Origin of the sequence: uncultured Thiohalocapsa sp., assembly GCF_913063425.1 — a bacterium.
Lineage (GTDB): Bacteria > Pseudomonadota > Gammaproteobacteria > Chromatiales > Chromatiaceae > Thiohalocapsa.
This window is the reverse complement of record NZ_CAJXYK010000001.1, coordinates 1-17110: the sequence shown is the minus strand read 5'-3', so window position 1 is coordinate 17110 and position 17110 is coordinate 1. Positions and strand designations below refer to the sequence as shown.

Genomic DNA, 17110 nt, shown 5'->3' with positions numbered 1-17110 from the left:
GCTGCCGCGGCGGATCAGCGCTGTGCCGAACGGCGCTTCGGGATGCCCTTGTTGGCCAGGCGGTCGGCGCGCTCGTTGTCGGGATGGCCGCTGTGGCCCTTGATCCAGCGCCAACGAACCTGGTGGCGGGCCAGCGCCCTGTCGAGCCGTGTCCACAGGTCCTGATTCTTGACGGGCCTGCGCTCGCGGGTCTGCCAGCCGTTGCGCTTCCAGCGCGGCATCCAGCGCTCCACGCCGTCCTGTACGTAGCGCGAGTCCACGTGTATCACCACCGACGCCGGCCGCGTCAGCGCCTCCAGGGCCTGGATGACGGCCATGAGCTCCATGCGGTTGTTGGTGGTCTCGGCCTCGCCGCCGCAGAGCTCCTTTTCGTGCGCGCCCCAGCGCAACAGGGCACCCCAGCCGCCGGGACCCGGGTTGCCCTTGCAGGCACCGTCCGTGTAGATCTCCACGGGCGCCGATGCAGCCCCGGCTGTCTTGGCGTCAGCCGACTGCGTCTCAGCCCCGCCGCGCCGCGCCCCTCCGCCCTGAGCCCCAATCCGCTCAGCCATCGCGCGCGCGCCTCACCGTGGGCTCCGCCGGGCGCCCGGGCAGCAGCGCCGGCGGCGTGGTCCAGGCCGGCCGCAGCGGCGTGCGCGCAGGGACGCGCTTCACCGCCCGCACCGCGAACACGCCGCCCAGCACCGGCCACCACTGTGCTCCCGTTGTCTCCAGCCAGTCGAGCCGCGGCGACTGCGCCCGGCCCAGCGGCGGGCGAAACACCAGCATCTCCCGGGTCTCCTGCGTGAAGCCCAGCAGGCGCAGCCAGTCGCCGATGCGAAAGGGCGTCAGCTGCGCCCCGCACCAGGGCACGCGGCGCCGACCGCCGCGGCGCGGCCACCAGCGCGTGAGCCCCCAGGTGCTGAGCGGATTGAAGCAGAACAGGATCAGGCGCCCTTCCGGAATGAGCACCCGCTCCACCTCGCGCAGCACGTCCGGGGCCTCGGCGATGAAGTCCAGGGTGTGCGGCAGCACCACGGCGTCCACGCTCGCGGACTCGATCGGCAGCGCCTGCGGCAGCGCGCGGATGCCGGCGCCGTCGGCGACGCCGGCATCCACGCCCTCCCCCAGCACCACGCGCTGGCGGATGCGGCAGGTGGCGATGGCGTCGGCGAACTGCTCCTGCGCGCCGAGCTGCACCAGGTAGTGGCCGAAGCTGTCGGCCAGGAGGCGCTCCAGACAGACCGCCTCCGCATGGGCGACGTAGCGCCCGAGTGGGGTCCGATACCAATGGCCGAGCGTGGTCAGCGGGTCGGCTGGGTGCCTCGGACAGAACCTCATGTGGCAGACCCGGACGCCGTCGGACTTGGGAAGCTCGGCAGCATGGGCCGCCGCCGACGGGCGACGACCGGCGCTGTGCCGTGGTTTTTGGGCATGGCAATACTCAGGGAAATCCCGTATCCTATGGATCGCCTAAAAACAATGACTAACAACACCAACCTCTCACGCCGATCACGTATTCGCCATGCTGCCACTGAAACCGAATCCGATCGACGCCGGGCAGTCTGAGCCCGCCGCACCCGGGCAACGCGCCATCCACCGGCACAGCGCCCGCCCGGCCCGCGGCCCTGCTCATCCCCGCCGTCGCACGCTCGCGCCTGTGCTGCTGTTGCTGGTGCCGGCCCTGGCCTGCCTGCTGCCGGGCTGCGCGTCCAGTCCAGAGGGCGGGCCGGCCCGGGGTGTCGAGTCACGCTCGGTGTCCGCCCTGGAGTACGGCTATGTGCGCCCGGCCGCGGATGTCACGGTGATGGGCCGCGGCGGCCGCACCGCCGCCTACAATGGCGACGATCTCTGGGAGCGCATCCGCCGCGGGCCGAGTCTCGGCATCAGTCACCACCCGCGGGTGGAGCGCGCGGTGCGGCGCATGGCCAGCAATCCCGCCTATCTTACCGACCTCAACCGCCGCGCGCGTCCCTACCTGCATCTGATCGTCGAGGAGCTGGAGCGCGCCCGGATGCCCACGGCCCTGGCCCTGCTGCCGGAGGTGGAAAGCCGCTACAACCCCCGCGCCGTGTCGCCGAAGAGCGCCTCCGGCATGTGGCAGTTCATGCCCTACACCGGCCGCGAGATGGGGCTCCTGCAAACCGGCGCCTACGACGGCCGCAACGATGTGCTGGCCTCCACCCGCGGCGCCATCCGCTACCTGAAGCAGCTCTATGACGAGATGGGCGGCGACTGGGCCCTGGCGCTGGCCTCCTACAACTGCGGCCCGGGCTGCGTGCGGCGGGCCATGCGCACCCACGGCTCCCGGGACTTCTGGGCGCTGCACGCCCTGCCCGCAGAGACCGAGAACTACGTGCCCAAGCTGCTGGCCGTGCTGGCCCTGGTGGAGCAGCCGGAGCGCTACGGCATGCGCCTGCCGAAGCTGCCGAACGGCCCGGCGCTGGAGGTAGTGTACGCCAGCCGCAGTATTCACCTGCACGAGGCGGCGCGCCACGCCGGCGTCTCGACGCAGACGCTGAAGGACCTGAACCCGGGCCTCAAGCTCGGCCGCACGCCCACGCATGGCCCACACCGGCTGCTGGTGCCCGTGGGCAATGGCGACAAGCTGCGCCGGGCATTGGCCAAGGCCGGCAAGCTCGGCGGGCCGAGTGTCGCCGACGGGCGCCGGAGCCGCCCCGGAGACAGCTGATCGGCGCGTTTCTGCGGCGGCTGCGGTGCCGTCGGCCCGGCCGGGCAGTGTCGGGCGCCGGCACCTGATCCGGGCCGATGTCTCCCGCGAAGCAACCGCTGCCCATCGACCCGGTACTGCCGGCGCTGCACGCGGCCCTCGCCGCCGGGCATGCGGTGCTCACCGCCCCCACCGGCTCCGGCAAGACCACGCGCGTGCCACCCGCGCTGCTGGACGCGACCTGGCTCAGCGAGCCGGCCATCCTGATGCTGGAGCCGCGGCGCCCCGCCGCACGCATGGCCGCGGCGCACATGGCCGCGGTGCGCGGCGAGTCCGTGGGCGACACCATCGGCTTTCAGGTGCGCTTCGAGCGGCGCATCGGCCCCGCAACCCGCATTCAGGTGGTCACGGAGGGCATCCTCACCCGCCGCATCCAGGCGGACCCGGAGCTCGCCGGCATCGGGCTCCTGATCTTCGACGAATTCCACGAGCGCAGCCTGCAGGCCGACCTGGGCCTTGCGCTGGCGCTGGACGCCGCGGCGCTGCGCGAGGACCTGCGCATCCTGGTGATGTCCGCGACGCTGGATGCCGGCGGCCTTGCAGCGCTGCTCGGAGGCGCCGCCGGCCCGGTGCCCGTGATCCGGGGCACAGGACGCAGCCATCCCGTGAGCATCCGGCACCTGGAGCGCACCCCCCGGGACAGCATCGCCGCCATGGCGCCCGCCGTCCGCTCCGCGCTCAGGGAGCATCCGGGCGACGTGCTGTGCTTTCTGCCCGGCGTCGGCGAGATCAACCGGGTCGCCGCGGACCTGAGCGACCCGCCGGGCGTGGAGGTCTTGCCGCTGCACGGCAGCCTCTCCCTCGCCGAGCAGGAGCGGGCGCTGCGCCCTGCACCTGATGCAGCACCGGGTGGCCTGCGCCGGGTGGTGCTGGCCACGGACCTCGCCGAGACCTCCCTCACCATCGAGGGCATCGGCGTGGTGGTGGATTCGGGCCTCACCCGCAAGCCGCGCTTCGAGCCCGGCCCCGGCATGACGCGGCTGGTGACCCAGCCCATCGCCCAGGCCTCCGCCGAGCAGCGGGCCGGGCGCGCCGGGCGGCTCGGCCCCGGCCACTGCATTCGGCTGTGGACGGAGGCCGAGCACCGCCGCCGTCCCGCACAGCGCCCGGCGGAGATCCTGGATGCCGACCTGGCGCCACTGGTGCTGGAGCTGGCCCTCTGGGGCGTGTCAGACCCCAATGACCTGTGCTGGCTGGACCCGCCGCCGGCGGCGGCCTGGGCGCACGGCGCCGGCCTGCTGAAGCAGCTGGGCGCACTCGATGGCAGCGGCACCATCACCCCCCTCGGGCGGCGCATGGCGGCGCTGCCGACCCACCCCAGGCTCGCGGCCATGCTTTGCCGCGCACCGCGCAGTGCGCGAGCACTCGCGTGCGACCTCGCGGCCCTGCTCTCGGAGCGTGACCCCTGGCGCGGCGGCGATGCCCTGCCGCGGCCCGTGGACCTCGCACCGCGGCTGGCGGCACTGGCGGCCCATCGGGACAAGGCGCGGCAGACGCAGGCCACCGCCGGCTTTGACGGCCGCCGGCTCGCGGCGGTGGACCGGGCGGCGGCCCAGCTCGGGCGCCTGGTGACGGACCCGGCCAAGTCCCAGTCCGGGACCATCGATGCGGCCACCTCCGCCGCCGCCCTTCTGGCCCTGGCCTACCCGGACCGCATCGCGCAGAACCGCGGTCGCGACGGGCGCTTCCTGCTCAGCAATGCCGCCGGCGCGGCACTGCCGCCGGATGATCCGCTGGCCGCCGCGGACTACCTGGTGATCGCCGACCTGGACGCCGCCAGCGGCGACCACCGCATCCGCGCCGCGCTGCCCATCGAGCGCACCGAGATCGACACGCTGTTCGCGCACGCCATCGACGCCGGTGAGCGGCTGGACTGGGACCCGGCCCGCGCGGCGGTCAGCGCCCGCCGCGAGACCCGCCTCGGCGCCCTGGTGCTGGCCTCCCAGCCCACCACCATCACCGACAGCGAAAGGGCGCTGGACCTGCTGCTCGCCGCGGTGACGCGGGACCTGACGACGCACCTGAGCTGGACCCCGGCGGCGCGCCAGCTCCAGGCCCGGGCGGCACTGGCCAGGCGGCTGGAGCCGGACGGCGACTGGCCGGACCTGTCCGACAGCGCCCTCGCCGCCGACCCGGCGGCCTGGCTGCGCCCCTGGCTCATGGGCAAGACGCGCCTCGCCGACGCCCGCGCCCTGGACCTGGTCGAGGTGCTGCGCGGCCTGCTCGGCTGGGAGCGCGCCCGGCGCCTGGACGTACTGGCGCCGCTCAGGCTGGCAACGCCCGCCGGTACCGAGCGCCCCATCGACTACACAGACGCCTCCGGCGAGCCCGTGCTCAGGGCGCCCATGCAGGAGCTCTTCGGCGCCGCCGACACCCCGGACATCTGGCACGGCCGCCAGCCGCTCACCCTGCACCTGCTCTCCCCGGCCGGTCGGCCGCTGCAGGTGACCCGCGACCTCGCGGGCTTTTGGCGCGGCGCCTACGCAGAGGTCCGCAAAGAGATGCGCGGGCGCTATCCCAAGCACCACTGGCCCGAGGACCCGGCGGCGTCACCGGCGGTCAGGGGTGGGCTCAAGCGGCATCTTCGATGACGGTACGACGCCAGCTCGCCGGCAGGGCCTGCGCCGCCGCTACTGTGCTGCACCCTGCGTCTGCGCCAGCTGCGCACAGAGCCCGGGCGGCAGCCCACCCTGGGTCGGCGGATCGGCATCGATGATGCGGTTGCGACCGGTGCGCTTGGCCTGATACAGGGCTTGGTCGGCCCGCTGCAGCAGCGCCACCAGGGTCTCGCCCCGGCGGTGCTCGGCGACGCCGCCGCTCAGGGTGACGGCGATGTCGTGCCCCTCCCAGTGCACCGCGTGCCGCTGCGCCACGATGCGCAGGCGCTCGGCGAGGCGCAGGGTCTCGCCGGGCCTGCTGTGCGGGTGGAAGAGGGCCAGCTCCTCGCCGCCCAGGCGCACGGCGATGTCCGTCTCCCCGCACTGGGCGCGGATGAGGGCACCCAGCTCCGCAAGCACCCGGTCGCCGGCGAAGTGACCGTGACGGTCGTTCACCTGCTTGAACAGGTCCACGTCCAGGATGACGACGCCGAAGGCCGCGGCCGGGTCCTGGTTGTGGCGGGCCACCAGGCGCGGCAGCGTCTCGTTCATGTACATGCGGCTGTAGAGCCCGGTCAGCGGGTCGCGGATGGCCGCTTCCACCACCCGGCGCTGATACAGCTCGCGCAGCAGCAGCAGCAGCCCCGCCGCCACCGCGAGCAGCCCGAGCAGCAGCCCGAGCAGGGCATGCAGCCGGACGGTGTGGCCGAAGTCCGCCAGGGGCGTCAGCACCGCGATGCGCCAGCCGATCTCCGGCAGGGTCTCCGTCACGGCGAGATAACGGCCACCTTCCGGGAACGCCAGCAGCCGCGCGCCCGGCCCGAGCCGTTGCAGCGGCTCGGCATCGAGGGGGTCGAGCCGCCTATCGGCATAGGCCCGGCTGCGCGCCAGCTCGACGCGGGTGTCGGCGGCGAGCGGCGCCAGGCTGCGGAAGCGCCACGCAGGCTCGGAGCTCGCAAAGATCACCCCGTGCGCGTCCGCCACCAGCATCTCCGACCCGGTGGCACCCGGTCGGCTGCGGCGCCGCTCGCGGCCGCCGGCGGCCAGGGCGTCCTGCAGCGCCTCGAGGCTCAGCTTGACGGCGATGACCCCAAGCAGGACCCCATCCTTGGTCACGGGCCGCGCGAGATAGTAGCCGAGCTCGCCGGAGGTGAGCCCGATGCCGACGAACCGCCCGGTCTCGCCGGCGAGTGCTGCCTGGAAGTAGGGCCGACGTGCATAGTTCTGGCCGATGAAGCTGTCGGTATCGGCCCAGTTGCTGGCCGCGATGACCGGTGACACCGCGTCAGCCCATCGTTGACTCCCGCGCCCTGTGATTCCGTGGCACAGGTCTGAGTGCTTTCCCTTACGCCAAGTATAGAAGCTCGTCGGCCTGACCAGACGCCGCGTTGGCTGCGGACCGCGACCCGCGGCCTCAGCGAGCGGCGGCCGCACCCAGTCGGTCGGCGAAGTCGAGGATTATCTCCCGCAGCGCAACCTGCTCCCGCCACGGCGCCGGAACGCCCTCCACCCCGTAATGGGCACCGGCGAGCTGGCCGTAGACGGCCCCGGTTGTATCAGCGTCGTCGCCCAGGTTGACGGCCGCGAGCGCGCCCTGCGCGAAGTCGTCGGTGGTCGCAAAGGCCCAGAGGGCCGCCTCCAGCGCGTCCACCACATAGCCGGTGCCGCGGATGGCGGGCGGGTGCTTGATGCGGTACGAGCCCGCGGCAACGGCATCCACCTCCGGGCACAGGGGCTGGGCGTCCCACAAGCCCGCCACGGGGCTGAAGCGCGGCGTCAGCAGCCGCGCCTTGGGCTCACCCTGAAGCGCGCCGGCGATGAGCCCGGCCATGTACCGGCAGGCATCGATGCAGGTGCGCGCGGCATGGGTGGTGCGGGACATGTCGGCGGCGCGGGCGATGGCCGCCGCGGGCTGTGCCGCCCAGCGCATGGGCACGGGCGCCAGGCGCATGAGGCTGCCGTTGCCGGCGCTGCGGGGGTGGTCACTGCCGGCCATGGGGTCGCCGGTGTGCTCGAAGCGCGCCAGCGCGGCACTTACGGTGTTGCCGATGTCGAAGCAGCGGCCGGTGCTGCTGAGGCGCCCCGCATCCCGCCAGCGCAGGTAGCGCTGCATCTGGTCCGCCGCATCGAAGCCGCCCCGCTCGATCAGGCTTTCCGCCAGGCAGAGCGCCATGGCGGTGTCGTCCGTCCACTGCCCGGGGGCGAGCCGGAAGGGGCCGCCGCCGACCATGTCCGTGAGCGGCGCGAAGCTGCCGGGCGCCTTGAACTCCAACGTCGTGCCCAGCGCATCGCCGGCGGCGAGGCCGAGCAGGCAGCCGCGGAAGCGAGTGGGGGCGAAGGGTGCCGGCCGGGCAGTCTCGATCGTCATGCGCTGCCTCCAAATCTTTGCAACAGGCTGTCCACAAAACGCAGCCGCAGACCATAGCGCGCCGCCGGCGCCGATGACAGCCGCGCGCTCGACTGGTACAACCGTGCAGCCGAGACAGCACCCGAAACCTGTACGGAGACCCCCACGCAATGTCCCCTGCCAAAACCCCTGGCGCAGGCGTGCGCCTTGCCGTCCTTGCCGCCGCGGCCCTCGTCGGCCTGCTCGGCCTCGCCGGCTGCACCAGCGTCGACCCAGCGCGCTTTCCACCCATCGATGGCGCAGGCGCCGTGCGGCTGCCCGGCAAGGTGGTCTGGCACGATCTGCTGACGGAAGACCCGGTCGCCGCCAAGCGCTTCTACGGCGGGCTGTTCGGCTGGAGCTTCCGCGACGTGGACCTGGGCGCCGGGCAGACCTACACGGTCATCGAGCATGGCGGGCGCGGCATCGGCGGCCTCGTGGACGGCCGCGGCATCCGCGCCGACGTCAATGTGTCGCGCTGGATACCGGTGCTGTCGGTGACGGACCTGGAGGCCGCCGTGGCGAGCCTGCGCGCCGCCGGTGGCCAGGTCTTCCAGGCGCCCGTGGACATCCCCCAGCGCGGACGGGTCGCGGTGGTGGCGGACCCGCAGGGCGCCGTGCTGACGCTGCTCCAGGCCCGTGCCGGTGACCCGCCGGACCGCCGGCCGGACGACGGCGACTGGCTCTGGAACGAGATCTGGAGCTCGGACGCGGACGCTTCCCTCGCCTTCTACCGGCAGCTGGTGCCGGCGTACGCGCCCGGTGCGGCGACCCCGGGCGGCTACCGCTACCTGTCCGCCGAGGGCAAGCCCCGGGTGGGCGTCCGCCCCAAGCCGGTGGACGGCATCAAAGATACCTGGATGGCCTATGTGCGCGTGGCGGACCCGAACACCATCGCCGCCGCCGCCGAGCGCCTGGGGGGCGCGGTGCTGGTGGCGCCGCGGGAGAATCCCCTGGGCGGCGCCGTAGCCATGCTGAACGACCCCACGGGCGCGGGCTTCCTGGTGCAGAGCTGGGACCCGGCCTGGACAACCGACACCGCTGCCCCCTGAGTACAGGAGATACCAGATGACGAACAGCTTACGACCGAGCCGCGGGCCGCGTCGCGGCGGCCACATCGGGCTGCGGCGGCTGCGTCCCGCGCTGATGGCCGCCGCCTGCCTGCTCTGCGTGTCGCTCGCCGGTTGCCGCGGCGGCATCTACGGCAGTGTCGGCATCGCCGGCCCCAGTGTCGATCTGGGGCCGGTCAGGGTGAACACCGGCGTGCACCTGGGGCGCTGGCTTTGAGCCGATCCAACGTCGCCCGGCTTTGATCGCTCAAGACCCCAGGGCCGGTCTGGTTGCGGCCAGCCGCGCCGGAATCTCCCGCACAGTGTCAAACAGCAGATCCGGCCGCTCCCGCCGCAGCGCCAAGGGCCGGTTGTAGCCCCAGGCGACGCAGCCGGCGGCGATGCCGGCGGCGCGGGCGGCGTGGATATCGCGGATCTCGTCGCCGATGTAGATGGCCTCCGCCGCGCTGACACCGGCGCGCTTCAGCATCCGGCGCAGCCTTGCCCCTTTGCCATGGATGGACACGCCCGCCTCCAGGTGGTGTACGCGGCGCAGCGCCGCGGGTCCGAGCACGGCGCGGACGTTGGCCGCGGTGTTGGACGTGGCGATGCCGAGCTCGCAGCCGGCGCCCTCAAGCTCGGCGAGCAGGGAGTCTACGCCGGCGAAGGGGTGGATGCGGTGGATGTCCGCACTCATCCGGCGGCGCAGGTCCCGGGCCACCAGCGGCGCCTTCCAGCCCGGCACCCGCAGATGGCGTAGGATTTCGACCGCGCCGGCATGACGCAGCCGCTCCGCATCCGCAGCGGCCACCGGGCGGAAGCGCCAGCGCGCGGCCACGTCGTTCAGCACCTCTGCAAACCACGGAAAGCTGTCCGCCAGGGTGCCGTCGAAGTCGAAGATCACGAGCCGCCAGCGCAGTGCCGCCGGGGGCTCGCGCAGCTCCGTACCCATCCGTTCGTCAGTCGGTTTCATCAAAGCCATGGACATGCTGGAGCTCGCGCTCGTGTTGTTCGCCATTGCGCTGGTGGCCGGCGGCATCGATGCCATGGCCGGCGGCGGCGGCCTGCTGACGGTGCCGGCGCTGCTGTGGGCCGGCGTGACGCCGGTGCAGGCGCTCGCCACCAACAAGGCGCAGTCGGTGTTCGGCTCCTTCGCCGCGACGGCGCGCTTCGTGCGCGCGGGGGCCATCGATCTGCGCGGGGCGGCCCTCGCCGTGGGCTGCACCTTCGTCGGAGCCGCCGCCGGCGCGCTGGCGGTGCAGGTGCTGGCGGCCGACCTGCTCGCGGGGCTGGTGCCCGTGCTGCTCATCGGCTTTGCGCTGTACTTCCTGTTCTCGCCGCGGGTGTCGGACCTGGACTCGCGCCGGCGCATCGGCGACGCCACCTTCGCGCTCACCGTCGGTGCCGGTGTCGGCTTCTACGACGGCTTCTTCGGCCCCGGCACCGGGACCTTCTTTGCGATGGGTTTTGTCGCGCTGCTGGGTTACAACCTGCGGCGCGCCACGGCCCATGCCAAGCTCCTCAATTTCACCAGCAACCTGGCGGCGCTGCTCCTGTTCATCGCCGGCGGCCAGGTGGTGTGGGCGCTGGCGCTGTCCATGGCCGTCGGGCAATTCATCGGCGGCTGGCTCGGCGCCCACCTGGTGCTGCGCCACGGCGCCCGGCTGGTGCGCCCGGTGCTGGTGGCGATGTCGCTGGCGGTGTCGGCCCATTTGCTGTGGGAGCAGTACGCGGCGTCGGATGCTGCCGGACCCGCCGTGCAGGTGGGCAGGGTGGCGGAGTGATGCCCCGCTCCGGGAACCGCAGCCTTGTCGCGATGGCTGCGGCAGCGGCGGCACGCCGATAAGGTCGCGGCAGGAATGCCGCTCCCACAAGGACACCACCGGGCGCGGTGCAATCCGCTTTCTTGGGAGGGCGGACACTTGCACTGCACGCGATCGGCATTCACATTCGCGCCATGGGCAAGAACCGCAGACATCTCGTCGCTGTGGCCTGCGTACTGCTGCTGAATCTACAGCTGTTCGCGGCGAATGCGCTCGGCTGCGTCCATCAGGCGCAGGCGGATGGGGCGCAGGCGAATGAGGCGCAGGCGAACGGAGCGGCGCCCACCACGGCGGCCTGCCCCCATCTCACGGGCTTCCTGAGCCAGGCGACATCGGGACATGCAGCGTCTGTCACGCCCGCCGGCAGCGACACGCCCGACGGCGTAACCGCCGAGCCCTGCCAAAAATGCAACCTGGGCAAGGTTGCCGGCGGCTGGCACCTGGTGACCGCCCAAGTCCCGGAGGTCGCGCGCTCGGAGCGGCTTGTGCCGCACGCGCGCCTCGTGTCACGCCTCACCACCCCCAACCCGGACGGCCTGCTGCGGCCGCCGCGGCACTTCTCCGGCTGATGGAGCCGGGCGGCCACTGCGCCGCCCACCGTTGGACCCTGCCCCGGCGCACACCAACCCGCCGGGCGCTGCACCGGAGACCGACCACCATGTCCTGCAACCCCGGGCGCCGCAGTGGCGCCGTCGTACGGGCCTGCGCGCTCGCCCTGATACCACTCCTGCCGCTGGCACTCATCGGCTGCGAGGAGACCGGGCAGCCGAGCGAGAGCCTGGCCGAGGCCGCCGACGACACGGCGCTTGAGCACGCCGCCAAGCACATGGACCCCAAGTACGTGTGCCCCATGCATCCGAACATCGTCAAGGACGAGCCCGGGTCCTGCCCCATCTGCGGCATGGACCTGGTGGAGAAGATGATGGACCCGATGACCGGCAAACGCCCGGAAGTGGCGCTCACGCCGGCCGTCATCCAGACCCTCGGCGTGCGCACCACCAAGGCCGAGCGGGGCACGCTGTGGAAGTACATCAAGACGGTCGGCCGCATCGAGTATGACGAGACCCGGCTCGCCCACGTGCATCCCCGCGCCGACGGCTGGATCGAGTCTCTGAGCCTGCGCGCCGAGGGCCAGCCCGTGCGGGCGGGCCAGCAGCTGGCGGAGCTCTATGCGCCGGACATCCTCTCCGCCCAGGTGGACTTCCTGCTCGCGCAGGACAGGTCCGGCGCCCAGCGGCGCGTGAGCGAGGACAAGGCACGCAACATCCTGCGGCTGCTGGACGTGCCGGACGACATCATCCGCGAAATCGAGCGTACCGGCGAGCCGCGCAACCGCGTCCCGGTGCGTGCGCCCATCGACGGCATCGTCACGCAGATGACCGCCCGCGACGGCATGTACGTCACCGAAGCCAGCGAGATGTTCAGCATCGCGGACCTGGCGCAGGTCTGGGTCATGGTGGACATCTACGAGCACCAGATCGACTGGCTGCGCGAAGGGCTCGCCGCCGAGATGACGGTCCCCGCCCGCCCGGGGCGCACCTGGGAGGGCAAGGTGGACTACCTGTATCCGGAGCTCGACCCCGATACCCGGACCCTCAAGGTGCGCCTGGTCTTCGACAACCCGGACCTCGCGCTCAAGCCCAACATGTTCGCCGACGTGGTCATCTACGGCGGCCCCAAGCGCGATGTGCTGAAGGTACCCAGCCAGGCCCTGATCGTCACCGGCGAGCGCGAGAGCGTGGTGCTGGCGCTGGGCGGCGGCCGTTTCCAGCCGGTGGACGTGGTGACGGGCATGCAGCGCGGCGAGGAGGTGGAGATTCTCTCCGGCCTGGAGCCCGGCGATGAGGTGGTCGTCTCCGGGCAATTCCTGATCGACTCGGAGTCCAACCTCCAGGCAAGCTTCATGCGGATGGCGGAGCCTGAGGCGGAGCGCGAGGGCGACGGCGAGCGTGGGGGGCAGGCACATGTGCACTGATCGCATCGGACAGTGCGCGGTGCCCGGAGTCGGTACCGGCGCTGGCCTTCGAGAAGGCGCGGCGCCAATGCGCGGCATCCCTGCCGCGACGATGCCGCGCGCGGTGCCGGCGGCGTCGCGGCCGGAGGCTGCTCCCACAGCGGGCTCCGGCCTGTGGGAGCGCCATCCCTGCCGCGATACACCCAGCGCAGGCGGTGCCGGCATCGAGGTCACTGACCGCGCAGCCCCCCATGGACAACAGGTTCCTCGCCCCCGCCAAAGCGGCCGATGCGGCGCTGATCGTCGCCGGCGATCCGCACCTCACCGGCCTGCATCCCTGGCGGGCATCCCCATCCTGCCACCGACGGCGTGTCTCGTCGGTGTGCCCTGACAAGGGGCCGTCCGAGCCATGAGCCACGTCATCCTCTGGTCCATCAGAAACCGCTTCCTGGTCCTCATCGCCGCCGTGCTGTTGACGGGCTGGGGCATCGTCGCGCTCAAGAGCACGCCGCTGGACGCCATCCCGGACCTGTCGGACGTGCAGGTGATCATCAAGACCGGCTTTCCGGGGCAGTCGCCGCGGGTGGTGGAGGAGCAGGTCACCTACCCGATCACCACCACCATGCTGTCGGTGCCGGGCGCCAAGGCGGTGCGCGGCTACAGCTTCTTCGGCGACTCCTATGTCTACGTCATCTTCGAGGACGGCACGGATCTGTACTGGGCCCGCTCCCGGGTGCTGGAGTACCTGAACCAGGCCGCCTCGGACCTGCCGGACGGCGTCCAGCCCAGGCTCGGCCCGGACGCCACCGGTGTCGGCTGGGTCTACAGCTATGCGCTGGTGGACCGCACCGGCGGGCACGACCTCGCCCAGCTCACCAGCCTTCAGGACTGGTTTCTGAAGTTCGAGCTGCAGACGGTCCCCGGCGTGTCGGAGGTGGCCACCGTCGGCGGCATGGTGCGCCAGTATCAGATCGTCGCGGACCCGGAGAAGCTCCGCGGCTACGGCATCCCGCTGGAGCGGCTCATCACCGCGGTGCAGAACGCCAACCGGGAAGTGGGCGGCTCGGTGCTGGAGCTCGCGGAGGCCGAGTACATGGTCCGCACCCGGGGCTATCTCACGTCCATCGAGGACATCGAGCTGATCCCGGTGCACACCACCCCGGACGGCACCCCGGTGCTGCTGCGGGACGTGGCGCGGGTGCAGATCGGCCCGGAGATGCGCCGCGGCATCGCGGACCTCGACGGCGAGGGGGAGATCACCGGCGGCATCATCGTCATGCGCTCCGGCGAGAACGCGCTCGCCACCATCGATGCGGTGAAGCAGCGCATCGACGAGCTGCGCCCGAGCCTGCCGGACGGGGTGGAGATCGTGGAGACCTATGACCGCTCCCAGCTCATCCTGGACAGCGTCGACAACCTCAAGACCAAGCTCGTCGAGGAGTTCATCGTCGTCGCCCTGGTGTGCGTGGCCTTCCTGTTCCACATCCGCTCGTCCCTGGTGGTGATCATCACCCTGCCGCTGGGCATCCTCATCGCCTTCATCGTTATGCAGGCGCAGGGCATCAACGCCAACATCATGTCCTTGGGCGGCATCGCCATTGCCATCGGTGCGATGGTGGACGCGGCCATCGTCATGATCGAGAATGCCCACAAGCACCTGGAGCGCTGGGAGGCCGAGCACGGCGAGCGCCCGCGGGGGGAGGCGCACTGGCGGGTCATCGGCGACGCGGCGGTGGAAGTCGGGCCGGCGCTGTTCTTCTCCTTGCTCATCATCACGCTCAGCTTCCTGCCGGTGTTCACGCTGCAGGCCCAGGAAGGCCGGCTGTTCCGCCCGCTGGCCTTCACCAAGACCTATGCCATGGCCGCCGCCGCCGGGCTCGCCGTGACCCTGGTGCCGGTGCTCATGGGCTATCTGGTGCGCGGGCGCATTCCGGCCGAGCACAGGAACCCGCTGAACCGCTTCCTGATCTGGCTCTACCGGCCCTTCCTGCGCGCGGTGCTGCGGCTGCCACGCACCACCATCGTCGTCTCCATCCTGGTGATGGCAAGCATGCTGATTCCGCTGGCGGGTGTCAGCGGGCTGCTGGCGCCGCTCAAGTGGCCGTTCCAGGCGGCGGGCGCCGTGTCGTCACTGGTGGCCCAACCGGGCGCAGGCGCCGGCACGGGCGACACCGCACAAGCGGGTGGGCAAGGCGGCGGCGCCATCGAGGTCATCGAGGGCTGGCAGGCGGGGCTCGCCGATGCCTGGCGGGAGACCTTCCGCGGCGTGCCTGTCCTGGAGCACTGGCACCGGGGGCTCGGCTCCGAGTTCATGCCGGACCTCTACGAGGGCGACCTGATGTACATGCCCACCACGCTGCCGGGGCTGTCCATCGGCAAGGCGCAGGAGCTGTTGCAGCAGACCGACCGGCTCATCGCCAGCCTGCCGGAGGTGGCGCGGGTGTTCGGCAAGATCGGCCGCGCGGACACGGCCACGGACCCGGCGCCGCTGACCATGATCGAGACCGTGATCCAGCTCAAGCCCGAGTCCGAATGGCGCCCCGGCATGACCGTGGACAAGCTCATCGACGAGCTGGACGCCACCGTGGACCTGCCGGGCGTCACCAACGCCTGGGTGATGCCCATCAAGACCCGCATCGACATGCTCGCCACCGGCATCAAGACGCCGGTGGGGGTCAAGATCGCCGGGCCGGACCTGGACGTCATCGAGCGCATCGGCGAGGACGTGGAGCGCGCCGTGCAGCAGGTGGCGGGCACCACCTCCGCCTTCTCGGAGCGCGTCGCCGGCGGGCGCTATGTGGAGATCCGCCCGGACCGCCTGGCGGCAGCCCGTGTGGGCCTCAACGTCAGCGACATCAACAGCCTGGTGGCCGCGGCCATCGGCGGCATCAACGTGAGCCGCACCGTGGAGGGGCTGGAGCGCTATCCCATCAACGTCCGCTTCCCCCGGGAGCAGCGCGACGACGTGCAGAAGCTCCGGGAGCTGCCCATCGTCACCCCCACCGGCGCCCAGGTGCCGCTGGCCCAGGTGGCGGAGGTGGAGATCGTGGACGGCGCGCCCATGCTGAAGAGCGAGAACGCGCGCCTCAACGGCTGGACCTTCGTGGACATCCGCGACCGGGACCTCGGCAGCTGGATCGCAGAGGCCCGTCAGGTGGTGCGTGAAGAGGTGGACCTGCCACCCGGCTATTCGCTCACCTGGTCCGGGCAGTACGAGTACATGGCCCGCGCCCAGGAGCGCCTGAATCAGGTCGTCCCGCTGACGCTCGCCATCATCTTCGTGCTGCTCTACATGACCTTCCGCAGCACCACCGAGGCGCTGATGGTGATGCTCTCCCTGCCCTTCTCTCTGGTGGGCGGCTTCTGGCTGGTGTACCTGCTGGGCTACAACCTGTCCATCGCCGTCGCCGTCGGCTTCATCGCGCTCGCCGGCGTCGCCGCCGAGTTCGGCGTGGTCATGCTGGTGTACCTGGACAACGCCCTCAAGCAGTGGTCCCGCGAGGGGCGGCTTGCGACCCGCGACGACCTCAAGGCCGCCATCGAAGAAGGCGCCGTGCTGCGCATCCGCCCCAAGGCCATGACCGTCGCCACCATCTTCGCCGGCCTCCTGCCCATCATGCTGCTGGGCGGCGTCGGCTCCGAGGTCATGCAGCCCATCGCCGCACCCATGGTGGGCGGCATGATCACCGCCCCGCTGCTGAGCCTGTTCGTGCTGCCGGCCATCTATCTGCTCTGGCGCCAGCGCGCACTCAGGCATGGAGAGTCGCCGGCGCCACTGCCGGCGGACACCGCCGAGCCGGCCCCCGGCAGCTCCCCGGCCAGCTCCCCGACCGCGCCGGGCACCCCCTCCCCCGCCTCCGGCTGAGCGCGGCGCCCACTTGGGGCACGGCCTGCCGCCACCGCCCTGGGTGCGCCGCCCTGGGGTCGCCGCCCTGGGGGCGCCGACTTCCAGTCGGCCCACCCTCGGGGGCGCCGACTTCCAGTCGGCCCACCCCTGGGGGCGTCGACACATCAATAACAACCACCGTGAAAGTTGCGACACTCACACACACAATCACCCAGTCTCAAAAGAGCAACACGGTGCGGATGTCGCGTGACCCAAGCTCTCTCGGAACGGCCCTGCTGACATCAACGCATCATGGTGCGAGGTGTGATGATGCGAACGACCTTGGATATTGACGACGATGTGCTCGCAGCCGCGAAGGAGCGCGCGCGGCTGCGGCAGATCTCCGCCGGACAGATGGTCTCCGAACTGCTCCGCCAAGCGCTTTCCGGGAGCGCAGGGCAGGACGAGGCGAAGCAACGCGGGGTGGCTGGCTTTCGGCCTTTCGATGCGCGCGGCGTCATCGTCACGAACGACGATATCGATGCCCTGAGAGATCGCGAAGGGGTCTGATGCGAGCACTCATAACGAGCAGCGACCAGCGCCTCCGGAGCTTCGGCAACAAGACCGGCATACTGTCCACGGCGATGGGCTCGGAACATCAGTACACTGTCCCCCATACGCGGCTCACCCCAACCCATCCACCGGGCTGCGCACCGGCAGCACCCCCGGGCGATTCATCACATGGGTGTAGATCATGGTCGTGGA

General features: G+C 71.6%; 14 protein-coding genes. 9 read left to right on the top strand and 5 right to left on the bottom strand.

The features are described from left to right. Positions 1-14: 14 nt before the first annotated feature. The gene (gene rnhA / locus QZ607_RS00070) at positions 15-452 is read right to left on the bottom strand and encodes a ribonuclease HI (protein ID WP_295878235.1); all 438 of its coding nucleotides are present in this window, start codon (positions 450-452) and stop codon (positions 15-17) included. A gap of 91 nt (positions 453-543) precedes the next feature. Next, positions 544-1320, bottom strand: coding sequence for a methyltransferase domain-containing protein (locus QZ607_RS00065; RefSeq protein WP_295878233.1), 777 nt, complete (start codon positions 1318-1320; stop codon positions 544-546). Between the two features lie 184 nt (positions 1321-1504). Between QZ607_RS00065 and QZ607_RS00060 the strand changes: the two genes are divergently transcribed. Both QZ607_RS00060 and hrpB read left to right on the top strand, forming a co-directional pair. After that, complete coding sequence (locus QZ607_RS00060; protein ID WP_295878230.1) at positions 1505-2671, top strand: transglycosylase SLT domain-containing protein; 1167 nt, start codon at positions 1505-1507, stop codon at positions 2669-2671. A 77-nt stretch (positions 2672-2748) separates the two neighbouring features. Beyond that, complete coding sequence (hrpB, locus tag QZ607_RS00055; protein ID WP_295878229.1) at positions 2749-5301, top strand: ATP-dependent helicase HrpB; 2553 nt, start codon at positions 2749-2751, stop codon at positions 5299-5301. Positions 5302-5340: 39 nt separating this feature from the next. On the opposite strand, the gene QZ607_RS00050 is transcribed toward hrpB, so the two are convergent. Further along, positions 5341-6588: a sensor domain-containing diguanylate cyclase gene (locus QZ607_RS00050; RefSeq protein ID WP_295878227.1), complete on the bottom strand. Its 1248-nt coding sequence runs from the start codon at positions 6586-6588 to the stop codon at positions 5341-5343. A 133-nt stretch (positions 6589-6721) separates the two neighbouring features. Further along, on the bottom strand, positions 6722-7675 hold the full coding sequence (locus QZ607_RS00045) for an ADP-ribosylglycohydrolase family protein (protein ID WP_295878225.1): 954 nt from the start codon (positions 7673-7675) through the stop codon (positions 6722-6724). Positions 7676-7824: 149 nt separating this feature from the next. Between QZ607_RS00045 and QZ607_RS00040 the strand changes: the two genes are divergently transcribed. Together QZ607_RS00040 and QZ607_RS00035 are read left to right on the top strand one after the other, a co-directional pair. After that, complete coding sequence (locus QZ607_RS00040; RefSeq protein WP_295878222.1) at positions 7825-8745, top strand: VOC family protein; 921 nt, start codon at positions 7825-7827, stop codon at positions 8743-8745. 16 nt (positions 8746-8761) lie between these two features. Then, positions 8762-8980, top strand: coding sequence for a hypothetical protein (locus tag QZ607_RS00035; RefSeq protein ID WP_295878219.1), 219 nt, complete (start codon positions 8762-8764; stop codon positions 8978-8980). 30 nt (positions 8981-9010) lie between these two features. On the opposite strand, the gene QZ607_RS00030 is transcribed toward QZ607_RS00035, so the two are convergent. Then, positions 9011-9724, bottom strand: coding sequence for an HAD hydrolase-like protein (locus QZ607_RS00030; protein ID WP_295878217.1), 714 nt, complete (start codon positions 9722-9724; stop codon positions 9011-9013). Here QZ607_RS00030 and QZ607_RS00025 point away from each other — a divergent pair. The 5 genes from QZ607_RS00025 to QZ607_RS00005 all read left to right on the top strand — a co-directional run bounded on the left by QZ607_RS00025 (position 9723) and on the right by QZ607_RS00005 (position 16915). Beyond that, positions 9723-10526 carry a TSUP family transporter gene (locus tag QZ607_RS00025; RefSeq protein ID WP_295878214.1) on the top strand — a complete coding sequence of 268 codons (804 nt, stop codon included), beginning with the start codon at positions 9723-9725 and terminating at the stop codon, positions 10524-10526. The genes QZ607_RS00030 and QZ607_RS00025 overlap by 2 nt on opposite strands. Before the next feature lie 173 nt (positions 10527-10699). Beyond that, positions 10700-11134: a hypothetical protein gene (locus tag QZ607_RS00020; RefSeq protein ID WP_295878213.1), complete on the top strand. Its 435-nt coding sequence runs from the start codon at positions 10700-10702 to the stop codon at positions 11132-11134. 89 nt (positions 11135-11223) lie between these two features. Further along, positions 11224-12540: an efflux RND transporter periplasmic adaptor subunit gene (locus QZ607_RS00015; RefSeq protein ID WP_295878212.1), complete on the top strand. Its 1317-nt coding sequence runs from the start codon at positions 11224-11226 to the stop codon at positions 12538-12540. A gap of 388 nt (positions 12541-12928) precedes the next feature. Next, positions 12929-16384 carry an efflux RND transporter permease subunit gene (locus tag QZ607_RS00010; RefSeq protein WP_295878210.1) on the top strand — a complete coding sequence of 1152 codons (3456 nt, stop codon included), beginning with the start codon at positions 12929-12931 and terminating at the stop codon, positions 16382-16384. Between the two features lie 303 nt (positions 16385-16687). After that, entirely contained in the window at positions 16688-16915 is a 228-nt protein-coding gene (locus QZ607_RS00005) for a hypothetical protein (RefSeq protein ID WP_295878208.1), read from the top strand. Positions 16916-17110 lie beyond the last annotated feature (195 nt).